Here is an 18,034-nt window from a genome sequence, read left to right on the forward strand (position 1 = left end):
GGCCCGCCCTCCCCGCGCCGCGTGCGAGCGGCCTTTCCCGCGATCTAGCCGAATCGTCCGCCCCTGTCGAACCGTGCCGCTTGACGCTGCGGCGGGGCCGGCGGAGAAGCGGCTTCCCGGACCAAGGACGACCCCATGCCGCTCGCCGTTTTCGATCTCGACGGAACGCTGGTCGACACGGCGCCGGACCTTCTCGCGAGCCTCAATCACTGCCTACTTGCCGCCGGCCTGCCCGCGACGGTGCTGGAGACCGTCCGGCCCTTCGCCGGACACGGGGCGCGGGTGATGCTGGAACAGGCCTATCGGCAGGAAGGCCGTCTCCTCTCGCCGGCGGACCTCGACGAGCAGCTGCCGCGCTTCCTCGCCTTCTACGAGGCCCATATCGCGGATGCCTCCCGACCCTTCGAGGGCGCGGTCGCGGCGATGGACCGCCTGACGCAAGCCGGCTTCACGCTCGCGATCTGCACCAACAAGACCGAGCGCCTCGCACGCATTCTCATGGAAACGCTCGGCCTCGCCGAACGCTTCGCGGCGATCTGCGGCGCCGACACCTTCGCGCAGCGCAAGCCCCATCCCGCCCATCTCCTCGGCACGATCGCCCGTGCCGGCGGCATCCCGGCGACGAGCGTGATGATCGGCGACACGGCGACCGACACGGACGCCGCCGCCGGTGCCGGCCTGCCCGCGATCCTCGTCGATTTCGGCTATGCCCCGGACCTGCGGGCCCGGACGGAGGCTTCGGCGATCGTCACGAGCTATGCGGAGCTCGGACCGGAGCTCTGCCATCGCCTGATCGGCGCGGGACGCGATTGACGCCCGCCTCGACCTCGCCTATGAGGGCGCATGGTCACGCGCCGAACGGCGCGAAGGGCGCGTAGCTCAGCGGGAGAGCACCTCGTTCACACCGAGGGGGTCACAGGTTCGATCCCTGTCGCGCCCACCATAACGACCTCCATCATCGTCATCGACCGGCGGCCGCCATCCTCGCGTGGCGCCGATCTGCCAGTTGCAGGCAAGGCTTGGCTGCCATGGCTCGCGGAGCGCGCGAGGAGGCCGCCCGATGTCGGACCCCAATCCCCAGACCTACGTCACCACGCATTTCCGCACGCTCGGCTATGCCGGCGCCCTGCTCTTCACCCTCGCCCCGCCCTTCTTTTTCTACGAGATCTATCTCACCTTCTATACGACCGCCGTCGAGGAGAACCCGACGATCGGCCCGTTCATGGCGATCGCCCTCGTCCTGTCCTTCGCCAGCATTCCGATGATGCTGGTCGGCCGCCGTCAGCGCTATTCCATCTCGCCGACGACGGACGAATCGCCCCGGCGGTGAACCGCGCGGCGAAGCGCTAGCCGGCGCGGCGCGGCCAGGCGGCCTCCGGCAGGCCGTCGCGCAGCTCCGCCAGCCAGACATCGGCGAGACTGTCGGACGGGGCGCGCCAGTCGCCGCGCGGCGAGAGACTGCCGCCGGCCGAGATCTTCGGCCCGTTCGGAATGGCGCTGCGCTTGAACTGGCTGGTCTGGAAGAAGCGCCAGAGGAAGCTTTCCAGCCAGCGCGCGATGGTGGCGAGATCGTAGGCGTTCCTGCCGTCCTCGGGAAAGCCCGCCGGCCAGCGCCCTGCCGCCGCGTCGTGCCAGGCATGCCAGGCGAGGAAGGCCGTCTTCGAGGGCGGCAGCCCGTAGCGCAGGATATGGAACAGGAAGAAGTCGTGCAGCTCGTAGGGGCCGATCTTCGACTGCGTGCTCTGGATCACGCCGTCCTCGCCCGCCGGCACGAGTTCGGGTGAGATTTCGGTGGCGAGGATCGCCTTCAGCACCGTGCCGGCTTCCGGCCCGAGCTGGTCGGTCGCGACGGTCCAGCGGATCAGATACTGGATCAGCGTCTTGGCGAGCCCGGCATTCACCGCATAATGGCTCATCTGGTCGCCGACGCCATAGGTGCACCAGCCGAGCGCCAGTTCCGACAGGTCGCCGGTGCCGATGACGAAGCCGTCGCGATGATTGGCGAGACGGAACAGATAGTCGGTGCGCAGCCCCGCCTGCACGTTCTCGAAGGCGATGTCGTAGACGGGTTCGCCGCGCGCGAAGGGATGGCCCATATCGGTCAGCATCTGCCGCGCCGCCGGGCGGATGTCGATCTCGTGCGCCTCGACGCCGAGGGCACGCATCAGCGTCCAGGCATTGCCCTTCGTCTCGTCCCCCGTCGCGAAGCCCGGCATCGTATAGGCAAGGATCGTGTCGCGCGGCCGGCCGAGGAGATCGCAGGCCTTCGCCGCGACGATGAGGGCCTGGGTCGAATCGAGGCCGCCCGAGACGCCGATCACCATATGCCTGGCGCGCGTCGCCTCCAACCGCTTCACGAGGCCCTGCACCTGGATGTTGAAGCTCTCGTAGCAGTCCTGGTCGAGCCGTTCGGGCGTATCCGGCACGAAGGGGAAGCGCCGCTGCGCGCGGCGGAGCCCGACATCGGCGAAGCTCGGGCGGTGGGCGAAGCTCACGCTGCGGAAGCGGGTCTCGGGATGGCCAGCGCGCGCCGCCGCGTCGTTGAAGGTCGGCACCCGCATGCGCTCCAGGCGGATGCGCTGGACATCGACATCGGCGACGATGAGCTGGGGCTCGCGCGCGAAGCGCTCCGACCGGGCGAGAAGCTCGCCCATCTCGTGGATCGAGCCCTGCCCGTCCCAGGCGAGATCGGTGGTGCTCTCGCCGGTGCCGGCCGCCGAATAGGCATAGGCGGCGATGCAGCGCATCGACTGCGAGGCCGACAGGAGCGAGCGGTCCTCGGCCTTGCCGACCGTGATCGGCGAGCCGGACAGATTGCAGAGGATCAGCGCGCCCGCCAGCGCCCCTTCCGTCGAAGGCGGGGTCGGCGCCCAATAGTCCTCGCAAATCTCGATATGGAAGACGAAATCGGCAAGATCCTCGGCCTTGAAGAGAAGATCGGTGCCGAAGGGCGCCTCCTGTCCGGCGAGTTCGATCGTCAGGCCGGACAGGCCATGGCCCGAGGCGAACCAGCGCTTCTCGTAATATTCGCGGTAGTTCGGCAGGAAGACCTTCGGCACGACGCCGAGAATGCGGCCACGGGCGAGTGCGATGGCGCAATTATAGAGGCGGCCGTTGCGCCGCACCGGGCCACCGACGAGGATGACGGGCTGGAGATCGCGCGTCGCCTCGGCGAGCCGCAGGACGGCCGCCTCGACGCCGCCGAGCAGCGCATCCTGAAGATGCAGGTCGTCGATCGCATAACCGGAGAGATTGAGTTCCGGAAAGATCACGAGATCGACCGCCTCCCGCGCGGCGCGCTCGACGATCTCTTGCGCCGCCGCGCCGTTGCGGGCGGGATCGGCGACGGCGACGATCGGCGTCGCGACGCCGATCCGCACGAAGCCCTGCTGATGATGGGAATGGAAGCGGCGCGGATCGGGGGTCATTCGCAGTGAACCGGTGGAACCGCCCGCAGAGATAGGCCGCCGGCCCGGCCAAAGAAATGGCCGACGGCGCGATGGCGCGCCGAGATCGGTGGACGCGCACCGAAAAGAGAACAAACGTCTTGCGTTTGTTCTCCGCCATGCCAAATCTTAAAGGACCCTGTCGTCGGACCGGAAACTGCGAAAGGCCTTGGCCGTGACCACATTGCGCGAATTCGAGGAAGCGTTGCGCGAACAGGGCCTCACCTCCGCGCTGTCCGTGCTGGAGACGCTGCGCGAGCGCGACAAGGCCAAGCGTTCGATTCGCCCCGCACGGCGCATCACCGGCAAGAAGATGACGCCCGACATCGCCCGGCGCATTCTCGAACTGCACGAGCAGACGAAGATGACCCAGCAGGAGATCGCCTTCCGCATCGGCGTCAACCAGGGCCGGGTGAACGAGGTGATCAAGCGCGGCAAGTGGCTGACCGAGGACCCGGCCGCGCCGGAGGCCGTGGCGCGCGACAAGGCGAAGGAGCGCATGCGCCGCCAGCGCGACGAGGTTCAGGCGCCGCGCCGCCGCGCCTCGAAGAAGGAAGGCCCGGCGCAGCTGATGTTCGGCGATTTCTGAACGCCGCCGCTCGGCGCCGAGCGGCCGGCTCGCGCGATTCCGGGAGCGGCGACGATCCCCGCCTCACCCGCTCCGAACCGACGAGGCGAAGACGGCGGACCGATCGGCCGCAAGCGATCGTCGCCTCACGAAAGGCGCGTTTCGAGCCGCTTCATAGTGTCGATCAATCGAGGAGAGATTTGAATGGCTCCCTGAGCAGGACTCGAACCTGCGACCATTCGATTAACAGTCGAACGCTCTACCAACTGAGCTATCAGGGAACGCTGCCCGTTTCCGAGCGTGGGGCAGCGTATAGCGAAGGATTCCGAGCTTGCCAAGCCGGGTCGGCGAACTTTCCGGCGAGATTTCTGGGAACAAGGCGAGACCCGCCACATTCGCTTCCCATCTCTTGTCTCACCCCGCACGAGGCGCGAAGGAACTCAGATCGGATGGAACGCAACCTGCCCCGCTTCTTCAGCCTGCGCGGGCGCCGGCTGGAAATCTTCGGTCGGGGCGTGACGCTTCCCGCCTCGCGGGCGGCGCGGATCGCCATCGGCATCCTGTTCATTATCGGCGGCTGCTTCGCCTTCCTGCCGATCCTTGGCGTCTGGATGATTCCGCTGGGGCTGATGATCCTGTCGATGGACATCGCCTTCGTGCGGCGGGGACGGCGGCGCACGGCGGTGCGCTGGGCCCGCTGGCGGGCGGAACGGCGTCGGCGCGCCGAGGCGAAGCTCGCCGTCCCGCCGGCACCGGTGGCCCCCCGCCCCGCCGCCCGGCCCTCGATCGAGGCCTGAGGCCGGCCGCCCGGCATTTCTCTTCGCACACGGCTCTTGCGGAACGATACGTGCTTCAGTAGGTAAGCCCCGGTGAGGCCTCGTGGCGGAGTGGTTACGCAGAGGACTGCAAATCCTTGTATTCCGGTTCGATTCCGGACGAGGCCTCCAACGCGACGCCGGCAAGCGAGTCTTGGCCGGGCTTTTCTCTCGATCCTTGTAAATCACGGCTTTGCGCGGTTTCGGCGCGCCGATGATCCTTGCCAGGGGCGGATGCGGGCAATAGTTTCCCGCTCACCGCGAAAGGCTCGTTCGATCATCCCATGTCCAGGCATCCCAACCTTCTCGGCGCGATCGGCAACACGCCGCTGATCCGGCTCAATCGGGCTTCGGAGGAGACGGGCTGCGAGATCTACGGCAAGGCCGAATTCATGAATCCCGGCCAGTCGGTGAAGGACCGCGCGGGCCTGTTCATCATTCAGGACGCCGAGAAGAAGGGGCTCCTGGAGCCGGGCGGCATCATCGTCGAAGGCACGGCGGGCAATACCGGCATCGGCCTGTCGCTCGTCGCCGATGTCCTCGGCTACCGCACCGTGATCGTTATTCCCGACACGCAGAGCCAGGAGAAGAAGGATGCGCTGCGGCTGATGGGCGCCGAGCTGGTGGAAGTGCCGGCCGTGCCCTATCGCGATCCGAACAATTACGTGAAGCTCTCCGGCCGCCTTGCCGAACAGCTCGCCGCCACGCATCCGCAAGGCGCGATCTGGGCCAACCAGTTCGACAATGTCGCCAATCGCGACGGCCATGTCGTGACGACGGCCGAGGAGATCTGGAGCGCGACCGGCGGCCAGGTCGACGGCTTCGTCTGCGCCGTCGGCACCGGCGGCACGCTCGCCGGCACGGCCGAGGGGCTGAAGAAGCATAGCGGCCATATCAAGATCGGGCTGGCCGATCCGATGGGCGCGGCGCTCTACAGCTACTACACGACCGGCGAGTTGCGATCCGAGGGCTCCTCGATCACCGAGGGCATCGGCCAGGGCCGCATCACCGCCAATCTCGAAGGCTTCCATCCCGACTTCGCCTATCAGATCCCGGACGAGGAGGCGGTGCGGATCATCTTCGACCTCCTCACCGAAGAGGGGCTCTGTCTCGGCGGCTCGTCGGGGGTCAATATCGCCGGCGCGATCCGCATGGCGCGCGAGATGGGTCCCGGCCACACGATCGTGACCATCCTCTGCGACTACGGCAACCGCTATCAGTCGAAGCTCTTCAACCCGGACTTCCTGCGTTCGAAGAACCTGCCGGTGCCGGCCTGGATGGAGCCGCGCGAGCGCGGCTTCGACATTCCCTTCCTGCCTTCCGCCTGATGGACACGAGGCAGCTCTACCAGGACGACGCCTATCTGACCGCGACGGAGGCGATACTCCTGCGGATCGAGGGCGCGCGCGGCCTCGTCTTCGATCGCACGGTCTTCTTCGCCGCCGGCGGCGGCCAGCCGGGCGATACGGGGCGCATCATCTGGCCGGGCGGCGCGTTGCGGGTCGCCGAAAGCGTCTATGGCGCCGACCGCAGCGCCATCCTCGCGCCGGCCGAGGGCGACGGCCCCTTGCCGGCGCCGGGCGAGACGTTGCGGCTCGAACTCGACTGGGCGCGGCGCCACAAGCTGATGCGCATGCACACGGCCTGCCATCTTCTTTCCGTCGTCTGCCCCTTTCCGGTCACGGGAGCGGCGGTCGGCGAGGAGGAGAGCCGCATCGATTTCGACATCCCCGAAGCCGAGGCCGACAAGGCGGCGGTGACGGAACGGCTGATGGCGCTCGTCACCGCCGATCATCCCGTCTTCACGCGCTGGATCACCGATGCCGAGCTCGACGCCAATCCGGGTCTCGTGGAATCCGCCAATGTGCGCCCGCCGCGCGGCTCCGGCCGCATCCGCCTCGTCTGCATCGGAACGGACGGCGCGATCGACACGCAGCCCTGCGGCGGCACGCATGTGCGCTCGACGGGCGAAATCGGTGACGTACATATCGGCAAGATCGAGAAGAAGGGTAAGAGCAACCGGCGCTTCCGCATTCGATTCGGTCGGGCGCCCGCCTGATAGGCGGACCGAAAGGATAATTCCATGGGCAGCAATCCCCATCTGATCCCGCCCGAGGCGCTGTCTGGCCTCCTCGGCTCCGACGGGCTGTCGATCGTCGATGCCTCCTGGTATCTGCCGGCGCAGAATCGCGACGCGCGCGCCGAATTTCTGGAGGGTCACATTCCGGGGGCGGTCTTCTTCGACCAGGACGCGGTGGTCGATCCGGCGGCGAGCCTGCCCCATAGCCTACCCTCGCCGGAGGTCTTCGCCGCGGCGGTCGGCCGGCTCGGCATCCGGGAGACCGATTCGATCGTCGTCTATGACGGCATGGGGCTGTTCTCGGCGCCCCGCGTCTGGTGGCTGTTCCGCACCTTCGGCGCGAAGGACGTGCGGATTCTCGACGGCGGCTTTCCGGACTGGCGCGCGGCGGGTCTCACCATCCGTTCGGGCGAGGCGGTGCTCCAGCCCCGCCAGTTCACCCCGCATTTCGACGCCGGGGCCGTCGTCGCTCTCGCCGAGATGCGCGAGCATGTTTCCGCCGGGGACGTCCAGATCGCCGATGCCCGCTCGCGCGAGCGCTTCGAGGGACGCGCGCCGGAGCCGCGCGCCGGCGTGCGCTCCGGCCATATGCCGGGCGCCCGCTCCCTTCCCTTCACCGAACTCGTGGCGGACGGACGGCTGAAGCCCTCCGAGGGCCTGCGGCAGGCCTTCGCCGGCGCCGGGCTCGATCCGGCGGCGCCGGTCGTCACCTCCTGCGGCTCGGGCGTCACCGCCGCCGTGATCAGCCTCGCCCTGGCCTCGCTCGGCAACGACGCGGCCAAGCTCTATGACGGGTCCTGGACCGAATGGGGTTCGGCCTCGGATACGCCGGTCGAGACCGGACCGGCGCCGGTGCGCCCTTGACCCATCTCGTCAAGGCAGTCGTCTCGCTGATGGAGCGGCGCGGCCCGGCGCCGCGCGTCGCGCCGCCGCGCGTCGGGGCGGATCTGGTGCTGCGCGACTATGCGCGCATTCCGCTGGACCTCTACCGCCATCTCTACGATGCCGTCGGCCGGCCGCATCACTGGACCTCGCGCCTTCTGCCGGACGCGGCGCTGAGCGCGCAGATCCATGCCCCCGGCATGGCGGTCTTCGTCCTCGAAGCGGACGGACGCCCCGTCGGCTGGTTCGAGCTCGAAGCCAGCCGGCAGGGACGGCGCACGCGCATCGTCCATTTCGGCATCATGCCGGAATTTCGCGGCCAGGGCTTCGCCCGCCATCTCCTGGCGCGGGCGATCGAGGCCGCCCTCGCGACCGGCGCTGAGGTCGTGACCCTCGAGACGAACTCGCTCGACCATCCGGCCGCCCTGCCCCTTTATACCGAAGCCGGCTTCGTCTGCGTCGACAAACGCTTCGTCGCGACGCCCGCGATCGAGGACTGATCATCATGGCCAAGCGCCGGGCCGGCACCATTCTGCGGATCCTCGTGGCCGTTCTCGCCCTTCTCGCGATCGTTCTCGGCGCGCTCTGGCTTTTCGGCCCGCGCGAGCCGGCGACCTATGCGATCCGTTTCGACCCGGCGGTCATCGGCCCGGACCCGGACGCCTATCTTGCCCGCACGGAAGCCGACGTGCCGAATCTGCGCCCCGAAGCGGCGAAGGAGATCGTCTGGGCCTATCCGGCGAGCCATGCCCGCACGCCGCTCGCCATCGTCTTCATCCACGGCTTCTCGGCCTCGAAGGGCGAGCTTCGCCCCCTGCCCGATCTCGTGGCGAAGGCGCTCGGCGCCAATCTCTTCTATACCCGCCTCGCCGGGCATGGCCGCGACGGCGCGGCGATGCCGCAGGCCAATGTCGACGACTGGATGAACGACGTCGCGGAAGCCCTCGCCATCGGACACCGCCTCGGCGAGCGGGTCGTCGTCATGGGCAATTCGACCGGCAGCACGCTCGCGATCCTCGCGGCCAGCGATCCGACCCTGTCGCGGGAGATCGCCGGTCTCGTGCTCCTTGCGCCGAACCTGCGCGTCAACAACCGCTGGAGCTTCGTGCTCGACCTGCCCTTCGCCCGCGACTTCGCGCCCTGGCTGTTCGGCGAGGAGCGCGGCGAGGCCTCGGCCGATCCGCGCGTCAACGCCGTCTGGACCGCGCCCTATCCGAGCGTCGCGGTCCTGCCGATGGGCGCGGCGGTGCGCGCCGCCCGGACCAGCGACATCGCCGCGATCAAGATCCCGGCGCTGTTCCTGTTCTCGCCGAACGACAAGGTGGTCGATCCGGAAGCGACCCGCCGCGTCATTGAGCGCTGGACCGCGCCGAAGGAGGCGGTGGAAGTCACCGACAGCCAGACGGCGGATCAACATATTCTGGCCGGCGATCTCCTGTCGCCGAACACGACGCAGCCGCTGGCGACGCGCATCGCCGCTTGGATCGCGGCGCTGCCGAAGTCCTGAGAACCCGTCTCAGTCGAGATGGAAGGAGCGATGCGCCTCGCGCAGCGCGTCCGGCCGACTGACGCCGATGTCGCGAAGCTGGTCGTCGGTCAGGTCCAGGAGATCCCGCCGCGAGCGCCGCAGCAGCGTCCGCCGCAACCAGGCGCGACAGCCAAGAAGCAGCGCTTCGGCCGGCGACGGCACGCGCCAGCCGGCCGCGACAGGCCGCGTCGGCCACCAGGACCGATTCAATCCGTCGTCCCAATCGTCCTTGAACATATTGTCACCCAAACATTCCCGTAAAGCGGTGACAATTTGTACGATTGACCTCATCAGCCGCGCAAGATAGCTTTTTGTCACCATGACAAAATGGACGATCACCCCCGCCGCGGGCGACGGCCCCTATTATGTCCGTCTGGCCGAGGCCATCGAACAGGCGGTGGAAGCCGGTGCGATTGCGTCCGGCGACAAGCTGCCGCCACAGCGCAACCTCGCCTATGATCTCGGGGTGACAATCGGCACAATCGGCCGGGCCTACAGCCTGCTGCGCGAGCGCGGCATCGTCAGCGGCGAGGTCGGGCGCGGCACCTATATTCTCGGCCAGGACACGACCAGCGCGCCCGGCGCCGGGGCGGACCATTTCTCGGAACGTTACGCCGGCACACGGCACGAGGAGGCGCCGCGCGACAAGCTGCGGCTCGACACGACGGCGGCGCCCGATATCGGCCAGGGGCCGGCGATCGGCGCCGTCCTCGCCGCGATCGTCACCGAACATCCGCTCGAAGTCGCGAGCTATTCGCGCAGCCATCCGGCGCATTGGCTGGAAGCGGGACAGCGCTGGCTGTCACGCAACGGCTGGAGCCCGGCGCCCGAATGCGTGGTGCCGACGCATGGCGCCCATGCGGCGGCGCTGGCCGTCGTCTCGGCGGTGACGGCGGCGGGCGACCGCATCGCCTTCGAAGCCCTGACCTATAGCCAGCTCAGCCGCGCGACGCGCCTCATCGGACGGCGCACCGCCATCGTCGCCTGCGACGAACAGGGCATGGTGCCGGAGGATTTCGAGCGCGTCTGCGCCCAACAGCATCCCAAGCTCGCCTTCCTCATGCCGGCGGCGCAGAATCCGACGCTGGCCGTCCTGCCGGAGGAGCGGCGGCGCGCCATCGCCGAGATCGCCCGGCGGCACGGCGTCTGGCTGATCGAGGACGAGATCTACGGCGTCCTGTCGGAAGATCCGACGCCGCTTGTCGCGAGCTTCGCGCCGGAGCGCACCTTCGTCGTCGGCGGCCTGTCGAAATCGGTGGCGGCGGGCGTGCGGGGCGGCTGGGTCGCCTGCCCGCCGCATTTCGCCCGCCGGCTGAAGGTGACGCATAAGATGACGACGGGCGGCATCTCCTTCGTGCTTGCGGAAGCCGGCGCGCGGCTGGTCCTATCGGGGGCCGCCGACGAGATCCGCCGGAGCGCCATCGCCGAGATCCGCGAGCGCCAGGGCCTCGCCGAGACGATCCTCGCCGGCTACGACGTCGCCTCGCATCCGCAGTTGCCCTTCCTCTGGCTGAAACTGCCGGAGCCCTGGCTGTCGGGCACGTTCAAGAACGCGGCGCTGCGCGAGGACATCCTCATCGACGACGAGGACGAGTTCAAGGCCGACCGGCTGGAGCGCACCTTCCACCGAGTGCGCATCGCCTTCTCCTCCTCCGGGCGGCGCGAGGTGGAAGCCGGTCTGCGCCGCCTCCGCCGGCTTCTTGATAGCGGCGCCGCCGGCTATGGCGGCGAAGACTAGCGATCGAAACCGGCCTCGCCGATGCGGATCGGCGACGAGGCAGCTCTGCTCCGGGTCAGCGACGGGCGATCGACGGGCGCGCCAGTCGCGCCGACGCGGCGTCGAACGGAGGCGGACGCCTTCGCGCCATCGGATCGGCCAGCCCCGAAGCCGAAGCGACGAGCCATCTCCTCCGATGGCTGCCGAGTCACGTCACCTCAATGTGAGCGGCGGCACCGCCCGACACCTTCGCCTATGGCTCTCGTCCTCGGGGACCGGTTCGCGGGATCGAGCAAGCGCCGCCGCGTGGAGGGCTCGCCTGAATCGCCATGCACATTGCGCATGGCTACTATTCCCTTCAGTCATTCGCGCTGATCTTCATTCGTTTGCTGCGTCGTCACAGCGATTTTGGCGGTAGATCTATGTCTTACGCGGAATACAACTGAAAATTACGGCGCTTGTCAGCCGAGAAAACATGCGATAGGCGGCCGTCATTAACGACGTGGTCTCAGCTAACGATTATCCTGGTTGGACTCGCGACTGGAGCCGGCTGGAGACGACCCGCGTTGATACGACGTTACTTGCGATGCGACCAAGGCAGTATCGCCGTCCCGACCGTGTTCTGTCTGATCGCCCTGATGGCGGTCGGCGCCTTCGCGCTGGAACTGTCGAACGCCTATCTGCAATCGCTGCATCTGCAACGGGTGGCGGATCTTTCGGTCCTTGCCGCCGCCGCCTCGGGTGATCCGATCCATGGCGGGCGCCTCGATCCCGCCGCCGTCGCCGCCGGCCGGAGCCTTGCCGCGAGCAATGGCCTCGCGCCGGAGAAATTGCAGATCGAAGCCGCCGCCTCGCCGCTCGGCGACGGCGCCATGGCGATCAAGGCGCGGATCGCGGAGGAGGCGAAGCTGGGTCTCGCATCCTTCGTGCGTTCAAACGCCGTCTTACCCGTCGCGGCGGAGGCCTGGGCGGGCGTCCGCAGTTCGAATGTCGGCGATTGCCTGCAATCGCTGGTCGGGCCGACGAATATCTACAACAGCGCCGTCGCCGGCGGCCCCGGCTGCAAGCTGCGCGCCGCCACCTATTTCTATGCCTGCCATAAGGCGAAGGTCATCCTGCGGGCCGCCAGCGTGAAATACAAGGCGCGCCAGGAGGCGCCCTATCTCTGCGCCCCCGCCAATGTCACGCTGGACAAGGCCGCCTTCGACTATGGCGTGGCGAGCACCGATCCCTTCGCGAATGACGAGCGCCTCCTCGCCATCAAGACGCGGCTCGCGCGCATGCGCTCGCCGGGCTGGCCCTATGGCCACCAGCAACCGGCCAAGCTCCTCGACCCGGAGGTGCCGAAGGGTGCCGACGGCGCCTTCGCCGGCGCGACCGCGACGATCGAGGCCGCGTCGCATTACGGCAATCTTGCCGTCGCCTCCTCGACCCTGACCTTCTCCGGCGGCGGCGCCGATCCCACCTGCCGGACGCCGACCACCATCGCCGGCAATCTCATCCTGACGGGCGACAACCGGCTGGTCCTCGGCGCCGGGTGCTACGTGATCGGAGGCTATATCGACGCGACGGACTCGACGAGGACGAGCTTCGAGGCGGCGCCGGGGGCGCAGATTACCTTCGTCGTCAAGAAATACATCCGCAACGGCGCCGGCCGCCTGATCTTCCCGGACGGCACCTATTCCATCCATGGCGATGTCGACAACGGCGCGCCCGGCATGATGAGCTTCGGCGACGGCGACATGGTGTTCGGCGCCGGGATCAAGAACGGCGCGATGACGCTCGCCTTCGGCGACGGCATCCATACGCTCGACGGCGGCACGGTGACGAACGGGCTCGGCACCCTGACATTCGGCTCGGGCGCCTTCCGCCTCTGGGGCGGGTCGCTCGCCAATGCGTCCACCGGCACGATCCGTTTCGGCGACGGCCCGTTTCTCTTCTATGGCGGCACCGTCACCAATGTCGGCGGCGTCATGAGCTTCGGGCGCGGGCCCTTCGCCTTCAAGGGCGGCTCGCTCAGCCTCGACGCCAATTCGACGACGAGCTTCGGGGTGGGCGATCTCGATTTCTACGGCGGGAGCGCCAGCTTCGGCGGCCGCGCCGTGACGCTCGGCGCCGGCGGCTCGGCCGAGACGGGTGGCAGCAGCGTCTTCTTCAGCGGCGGCTCGTTCTCGCTGCCGACCGGCACTCTCACCGCGATCGGCACGACCTTCGCCTTCGACGGCGGCACGACGAGCTTCTACGGCCCCGGCGCGATGACCATGACCGCGCCCTTTGCCAACGCGCCCCGATACGGCTATCGCGACATTCTCATCGTCGTCCAAGGCGGCGCCTTCAACCTCCATAAGTCGGCGCCGGTCACCGACACGCTGTCCGGCCTCATCTACGTGCCGCGCACCAATGCCTCGATCTACGGCAAGGGCAGCGTCGTGCGGCCGGAGAAGGGCTGTCTCCAGATCGTCGCCGGCATCCTCGACATCTATCAATACGCGGCCCTCGACATGCAGAGCTGCGGCTCACGCTCTCCCTCCGCGTCCCGTCCCCGGCTGATTCAATGACGCCCCCTGCCTCTCCGGCCGCCCGGCCGCCCGGCTTCGCGCGCGCCGACAGCGGCGTCGCGGCGACCGAATTCGCGCTGCTCCTGCCCGTACTGCTCCTTCTCGCCGGCGGCATCCTGGCGCTCGGCTTCACCATCGACCTGCGGATGCGCCTCACGGCGGCCGTCTCGGAAGCGGCGCATCTCGCTTCCGCCGAGGCCGCGCTCGCCAATGCCGAGGGCTTCTCGCGGCTCCGCGATACTTTGAACGAGTGCCTGCATGCGCGTCTCGGCGAGGCGGCGAGCGTCGCGGTCCGGCTGAACGCGGCTGCCGACACCTCGCGGGCCGGTCGCTATTTCTGCCTCGCCGCGGACGAGGCCTCCTGGCGCGACGCCGGTTCGACGCCGGCACCCTGCCCCGATGGCAGCCCGGCCGGTCGCTTCGTCACGATCGCCGTCGATCTGCCGATGCCGCCCTTTCTCGCCACGCTGGCCGGCTCGCTGCTCGCGGACCGGATGGCGGACCAGGCGACGGTGCGGGTCGAATGATCGCGCGTTTCGCCGAGGACCGCCGGGCCGCCAGCGCATTGGAATTCGCCTTCGTCGCGCCGGTCCTGATGCTCATCGTCTGCGCCACCGCCAACTATGCGCTGGCGCTCTGGACCAAGGGGATTCTCGACAGCACGGCGGCTGTAGCCGCGCGTTGCGGCGGCGTCGCCTCGCCGCTCTGCGCGGCGCCGATGCCGGGCTGCGGCGGCAGCGGCGTGCAATGCTACGCGGTCGAGGAGGCGAAGCGGCGCGGCCTCGGCTCGCTGAAAGCCGAGCAGGTCGAGGCCGGCACGGAAACGGGAGAGGCGGCGACGCTCTTTCGCGTCGCCATTGCCTATGACTTTCCCTTCATGGGCACGAGCCTCGCCCTGAAGGCCGAGGCTCGTTTTCCGGTGGCGGCCGGCGGCTGAGCCGCGAGCGCCGGCTCAGATCAGGAGATCGGCCATGATCCGGTTGTCGGTGATGTCCTGATAGGCCGTGCCGCTGTCGTCCAGACGGCGGAAGATGGTGTCGAAATTGGCCGGGTCCTTCGTCTCGATGCCGATGAGGATCGAGCCGAAGTCGCGGGCCGACTTCTTCAGATATTCGAAGCGCGTGACGTCGTCGTCCGGCCCGAGATAGCCGAGGAAGTCGCGCAGGGCGCCGGGCCGCTGGGCGAGACGCAGGATGAGGTATTTCTTCAGCCCGTCGAAGCGCAGCGCGCGCTCCTTCACGTCCGGCAGGCGCTCGAAGTCGAAATTGGAGCCGGACACGACCAGCACCACCGTCTTGCCGGCGATCTCGGGGCCGAGATCGTTCAAGGCGTCGATGGCGAGGGCGCCGGCGGGCTCGAGCACGATGCCCTCGATGTTCAGCATTTCCAGCATGGTGCCGCAGAGCCGGCCTTCCGGCGAGAGGATCACCTGTTCGGGCCGGGCATGGCGCAGGGTCTGGAACGGGATCGCGCCGATCTCGGCCACCGCCGCGCCGTCGACGAAGCCTTCGAGCTGGGCGAGCTTCACCAGCCGCCGCTCCTCCAGGCTGACGCGCAGGCTCGGCGCGCCGAGAGGCTCGGCATAGCGCAAGGCCGGCCGCTCCTCGGCCGATTCCGTGACGTAGCGCGTGACGCCCGAGGCGAGGCCGCCGCCGCCGACCGGCAGGACCAGCATGTCGGCGCGCTCGTCGCCGAGCTGCGCCATGATCTCGTGGCCGACCGTCGCCTGGCCCTCGATGATGTCCTCATGGTCGAAGGGCGGCACCAGCGCCGCCTGCCCGCTCGCGGCATAGGCCTTGGCTGCAGCGTAGCAGTCGTCGAAATAGTCGCCGACGAGTTCCACCTCGATCGCCTCGCCGCCGAAGATCTTCGTCTTCTGGATCTTCTGCTGCGGCGTCGTCACCGGCATGAAGACGCGCCCCTTCAGCCCGAAGAAGCGGCAGGCGAAGGCGAAGCCCTGCGCATGATTGCCGGCGGAAGCGCAGCAGAAGGCGCCGGACGTCATGCCGGACGCGATGCGCTTGCGCATGAAGTTGAAGGCGCCCCGGATCTTGTAGGAGCGGACCGGGGTGAGATCCTCGCGCTTCAGAAAGATTCGCGCGCCGTATTTCGCCGAGAGATGCTCGTTGATCTGCAGCGGCGTCGCGGGAAAGAGGGCGCGCAGCGCCTGTTCGGCGTCCTCGACGCCGGTTCTGAAGGAAGGAGCGGTCATGCGTTCCGGCTAAGCCCGCGCGCGCCTTTTGTCCATGGGGTGGGCCGGGCGGACGGGCTTTGCAAGCGTCCTCATCGGCATTAGGAAGGCGGACGGAGCGGACGTGGCGGAACTGGTATACGCAGCGGACTTAAAATCCGTCGCCTTCGGGATTGCGGGTTCGATTCCCGCCGTCCGCACCACATGGCGAAGGACGCCCGAATGGGTGCTTGACTTCGAGCGCGCTCGAACCCGTAGCTTCTCCCGCGTCGTGACGAGAGACAGGCGCGCATGAAGATCGGCGAACTCGCGAGGCGTTCGGGGCTGACGGCCCATACGATCCGCTATTACGAGCGCATCGGGCTCCTGCCCCATGCCGATCGCGATCGCTCCCACCAGCGCGACTACGACGCCTCGATCCTCGCCTGGATCGAGTTCCTCGGCCGCCTGCGGACGACAGGCATGCCGATCCGGCAGATGCTGCGCTATGCCAGGCTGCGCGAGGCCGGCGCCGGCACTGCCGCCGAGCGCCGGGCGCTGCTGGGAGAGCATCGCGACCAAGTCCGGGCCCATGTCGAAGCGCTGAACGCCTGTCTCCTCGTCCTCGATACCAAGATCGGCGCCTATGCCGAACCGGACCAGAGGAGCGATGACCATGACGCAGCCCTTCCCCGCACCCGCGACGAGCCGCCTGGAGCGCGGCCGGCAGGCGCTGGCCGCGATCGACGGCGAGGCCGGCCATAGGGTGGTCGCGGCGCTGGCCGACATCGCGCCCGACTTCGCCACCTATCTCCTCGAATTTCCCTTCGGCGACATCTATTCGCGGCCCGGCCTCGACCTGCGCTCGCGCGAGATCGCCACCATCGCGGCGCTCGCCGCCATGGGCAATGCCGCCCCGCAATTGAAGGTCCATATCGAGGCGGGGCTGAATGTCGGACTGACGCGGGCGGAGATCGTGGAGATCCTCATGCAGATGGCCGTCTATGCCGGCTTTCCGGCCGCGCTCAACGGTCTGTTCGCGGCGAAGGACGTCTTCGCGCGGGCGCCCGACACGGCGTCGCCCACGCCGGCACCCTGAGCCGGCCCGGCATCGATTCCCGGCTATCGGGAAAGAGGCGCGCTTCGGCCGCTCGCCCCTGGCGCGCGCGTCTCAACCATGGTTGACTTCGGTCATTCCTGTTTCGGCGTGTATGGGCCGGCTGTCCGGAGACGCGGCATGTCGCGAACGTTCGAAAACGATCTCATCACGGCCGAGTCCGAGGCGCGGCGCCTCGACGGTTTCAGCGAATCCGCCTCGGCGCGGCTGATCGATCGGCTGCGCGTCGAGAACCGGGCCCTCGGCCGCCTGCGCGAGGCACTCGCCTGCGAGGATCGCGGGTTCTGCGCCGATTCTCTCCTTTCGGCCTGAGCCAGATTTGAGCGGCCGCGCCGCCCTTTTCGGCGGCACGGCCCGGATGTCATTCGCTCAGCCGAAGAGCTTCGCCGCGATCTCAGCGATATGCTTGCCCTGGAAACGGGCCGCGTCGAGTTCGGTCGGGCTCGGCTGGCGCGAGCCGTCGCCGCTGGCGATGGTGGTGGCGCCATAGGGCGAGCCGCCGACGATCTGGCTGTTATCCATCTGGCCCTGGAAGGAATAAGGCAGCCCGACGACGATCAGGCCGTGATGCAGCAGCGTCTTATGGATGGAGAAGAGCGTCGCCTCGTTGCCGCCATGCTGGGTGGCGCTGGAGGAGATGGCGCCGCCGACCTTGCCGATCAGCTTGCCCTGCGCCCAAAGGCCGCCGGTGCGATCCCAGAAGGCCGCCATCTGCGACGACATGTTGCCGTAGCGGGTGGGCGCCGCGACGATGATCGCGTCGTAATCGGCGAGATCGTTCGGCTGCGCCTCGGGATGCGAATTATCCACCTGGAAATGCGCGGCCTGGACGACTTCCGGCGGCGCGGTCTCCGGCACGCGCTTCACGTCGGCGCTGGCGCCGACGGCGGCGGCACCCTCGGCGGCGGCCACGGCCATCTGCCGGATATGGCCGTAGCTGGAATAATAGAGAACGAGAACCTTCGCCATCGCCTTTGGACCTCCTGCCGTTTCGCGATCGGGAGCGCGCGAATCCCTCAGCGCGTCGCGGCGACAAGACAGGGTTTCGCGGCGGAGGGAAAGCCGGGGCGGCGTGACGGACCGTAAACGCGGCGACGACAGGCGGCTTGCCTTTCCCGGCCCCTGCCCCTCCTACTGCGGCGAAGGCCCGAGA

Annotated in this window: 20 protein-coding genes and 4 tRNA genes; 19 read left to right on the forward strand and 5 right to left on the reverse strand. The window is 68.4% G+C overall.

From position 1 onward, the window contains the following. Window positions 1–135: 135 nt before the first annotated feature. The 3 genes from IEY14_RS03900 (at window position 136) to IEY14_RS03910 (ending at window position 1,330) form a co-directional block, all read left to right on the forward strand. Window positions 136–813 carry an HAD-IA family hydrolase gene (locus IEY14_RS03900; protein ID WP_188906874.1) on the forward strand — a complete coding sequence of 226 codons (678 nt, stop codon included), beginning with the start codon at window positions 136–138 and terminating at the stop codon, window positions 811–813. Between the two features lie 55 nt (window positions 814–868). Then, a tRNA-Val gene (locus IEY14_RS03905) sits at window positions 869–943 on the forward strand. Window positions 944–1,060: 117 nt separating this feature from the next. After that, entirely contained in the window at window positions 1,061–1,330 is a 270-nt protein-coding gene (locus IEY14_RS03910; RefSeq protein WP_188906875.1) for a hypothetical protein, read from the forward strand. Window positions 1,331–1,346: 16 nt separating this feature from the next. Here IEY14_RS03910 and IEY14_RS03915 read toward each other — a convergent pair whose 3' ends face one another. Then, window positions 1,347–3,428 (reverse strand): NAD(+) synthase, encoded by a 2,082-nt coding sequence (locus IEY14_RS03915; RefSeq protein ID WP_188906876.1) that lies wholly within the window; start codon window positions 3,426–3,428, stop codon window positions 1,347–1,349. A gap of 193 nt (window positions 3,429–3,621) precedes the next feature. On the opposite strand from IEY14_RS03915, the gene IEY14_RS03920 reads away from it, so the two are divergent. Next, window positions 3,622–4,035 carry an RNA polymerase subunit sigma-70 gene (locus tag IEY14_RS03920; RefSeq protein WP_188906877.1) on the forward strand — a complete coding sequence of 138 codons (414 nt, stop codon included), beginning with the start codon at window positions 3,622–3,624 and terminating at the stop codon, window positions 4,033–4,035. A 184-nt stretch (window positions 4,036–4,219) separates the two neighbouring features. On the opposite strand, the gene IEY14_RS03925 is transcribed toward IEY14_RS03920, so the two are convergent. After that, a tRNA-Asn gene (locus IEY14_RS03925) sits at window positions 4,220–4,295 on the reverse strand. A 168-nt stretch (window positions 4,296–4,463) separates the two neighbouring features. Between IEY14_RS03925 and IEY14_RS03930 the strand changes: the two genes are divergently transcribed. The 7 genes from IEY14_RS03930 to IEY14_RS03960 all read left to right on the forward strand — a co-directional run bounded on the left by IEY14_RS03930 (window position 4,464) and on the right by IEY14_RS03960 (window position 9,298). Then, window positions 4,464–4,811, forward strand: coding sequence for a hypothetical protein (locus IEY14_RS03930; protein ID WP_188906878.1), 348 nt, complete (start codon window positions 4,464–4,466; stop codon window positions 4,809–4,811). A 76-nt stretch (window positions 4,812–4,887) separates the two neighbouring features. Next, window positions 4,888–4,961: transfer RNA gene (locus IEY14_RS03935), tRNA-Cys, on the forward strand. A gap of 152 nt (window positions 4,962–5,113) precedes the next feature. Next, window positions 5,114–6,157: a cysteine synthase A gene (locus tag IEY14_RS03940; protein WP_188906879.1), complete on the forward strand. Its 1,044-nt coding sequence runs from the start codon at window positions 5,114–5,116 to the stop codon at window positions 6,155–6,157. Further along, window positions 6,157–6,888 (forward strand): alanyl-tRNA editing protein, encoded by a 732-nt coding sequence (locus IEY14_RS03945; protein WP_188906880.1) that lies wholly within the window; start codon window positions 6,157–6,159, stop codon window positions 6,886–6,888. Before IEY14_RS03940 ends, IEY14_RS03945 begins: the two co-directional genes overlap by 1 nt. Before the next feature lie 24 nt (window positions 6,889–6,912). Continuing rightward, a complete protein-coding gene (gene sseA, locus IEY14_RS03950) occupies window positions 6,913–7,773 on the forward strand; it encodes a 3-mercaptopyruvate sulfurtransferase (protein WP_188906881.1) in 861 nt (286 codons plus the stop codon). Further along, the gene (locus IEY14_RS03955; RefSeq protein WP_188906882.1) at window positions 7,770–8,291 is read left to right on the forward strand and encodes a GNAT family N-acetyltransferase; all 522 of its coding nucleotides are present in this window, start codon (window positions 7,770–7,772) and stop codon (window positions 8,289–8,291) included. The genes sseA and IEY14_RS03955 overlap by 4 nt, the downstream gene beginning before the upstream one ends. Window positions 8,292–8,296: 5 nt before the next feature. Beyond that, the gene (locus tag IEY14_RS03960; RefSeq protein WP_188906883.1) at window positions 8,297–9,298 is read left to right on the forward strand and encodes an alpha/beta hydrolase; all 1,002 of its coding nucleotides are present in this window, start codon (window positions 8,297–8,299) and stop codon (window positions 9,296–9,298) included. A gap of 9 nt (window positions 9,299–9,307) precedes the next feature. On the opposite strand, the gene IEY14_RS03965 is transcribed toward IEY14_RS03960, so the two are convergent. Further along, a complete protein-coding gene (locus IEY14_RS03965; protein ID WP_244639283.1) occupies window positions 9,308–9,658 on the reverse strand; it encodes a YjiS-like domain-containing protein in 351 nt (116 codons plus the stop codon). Between IEY14_RS03965 and IEY14_RS03970 the strand changes: the two genes are divergently transcribed. The 4 genes from IEY14_RS03970 (at window position 9,639) to IEY14_RS03985 (ending at window position 14,531) form a co-directional block, all read left to right on the forward strand. Further along, window positions 9,639–11,057 carry an aminotransferase-like domain-containing protein gene (locus IEY14_RS03970; protein WP_188906884.1) on the forward strand — a complete coding sequence of 473 codons (1,419 nt, stop codon included), beginning with the start codon at window positions 9,639–9,641 and terminating at the stop codon, window positions 11,055–11,057. The genes IEY14_RS03965 and IEY14_RS03970 overlap by 20 nt on opposite strands. 560 nt (window positions 11,058–11,617) lie before the next feature. After that, window positions 11,618–13,594: a pilus assembly protein TadG-related protein gene (locus tag IEY14_RS03975; protein ID WP_280515022.1), complete on the forward strand. Its 1,977-nt coding sequence runs from the start codon at window positions 11,618–11,620 to the stop codon at window positions 13,592–13,594. Further along, a complete protein-coding gene (locus IEY14_RS03980; RefSeq protein ID WP_188906886.1) occupies window positions 13,591–14,121 on the forward strand; it encodes a TadE/TadG family type IV pilus assembly protein in 531 nt (176 codons plus the stop codon). Before IEY14_RS03975 ends, IEY14_RS03980 begins: the two co-directional genes overlap by 4 nt. After that, window positions 14,118–14,531 (forward strand): TadE/TadG family type IV pilus assembly protein, encoded by a 414-nt coding sequence (locus IEY14_RS03985; RefSeq protein WP_188906887.1) that lies wholly within the window; start codon window positions 14,118–14,120, stop codon window positions 14,529–14,531. Before IEY14_RS03980 ends, IEY14_RS03985 begins: the two co-directional genes overlap by 4 nt. A gap of 15 nt (window positions 14,532–14,546) precedes the next feature. On the opposite strand, the gene ilvA is transcribed toward IEY14_RS03985, so the two are convergent. After that, window positions 14,547–15,806, reverse strand: a complete 1,260-nt coding sequence (ilvA, locus tag IEY14_RS03990) for a threonine ammonia-lyase IlvA (protein ID WP_188906888.1) — start codon at window positions 15,804–15,806, stop codon at window positions 14,547–14,549. A 97-nt stretch (window positions 15,807–15,903) separates the two neighbouring features. Here ilvA and IEY14_RS03995 point away from each other — a divergent pair. The 4 genes from IEY14_RS03995 (at window position 15,904) to IEY14_RS04010 (ending at window position 17,193) form a co-directional block, all read left to right on the forward strand. Further along, window positions 15,904–15,988: transfer RNA gene (locus IEY14_RS03995), tRNA-Leu, on the forward strand. 88 nt (window positions 15,989–16,076) lie between these two features. Next, window positions 16,077–16,529 (forward strand): MerR family transcriptional regulator, encoded by a 453-nt coding sequence (locus IEY14_RS04000; RefSeq protein ID WP_188906889.1) that lies wholly within the window; start codon window positions 16,077–16,079, stop codon window positions 16,527–16,529. Beyond that, window positions 16,435–16,863 (forward strand): carboxymuconolactone decarboxylase family protein, encoded by a 429-nt coding sequence (locus IEY14_RS04005; RefSeq protein ID WP_188906890.1) that lies wholly within the window; start codon window positions 16,435–16,437, stop codon window positions 16,861–16,863. The genes IEY14_RS04000 and IEY14_RS04005 overlap by 95 nt, the downstream gene beginning before the upstream one ends. Window positions 16,864–17,001: 138 nt before the next feature. Beyond that, window positions 17,002–17,193 (forward strand): hypothetical protein, encoded by a 192-nt coding sequence (locus tag IEY14_RS04010; RefSeq protein WP_188906891.1) that lies wholly within the window; start codon window positions 17,002–17,004, stop codon window positions 17,191–17,193. Between the two features lie 57 nt (window positions 17,194–17,250). On the opposite strand, the gene wrbA is transcribed toward IEY14_RS04010, so the two are convergent. Beyond that, a complete protein-coding gene (gene wrbA / locus IEY14_RS04015) occupies window positions 17,251–17,850 on the reverse strand; it encodes an NAD(P)H:quinone oxidoreductase (protein WP_188906892.1) in 600 nt (199 codons plus the stop codon). Window positions 17,851–18,034 lie beyond the last annotated feature (184 nt).

This window comes from Aureimonas endophytica (assembly GCF_014642635.1).
Taxonomy (GTDB): domain Bacteria; phylum Pseudomonadota; class Alphaproteobacteria; order Rhizobiales; family Rhizobiaceae; genus Plantimonas; species Plantimonas endophytica.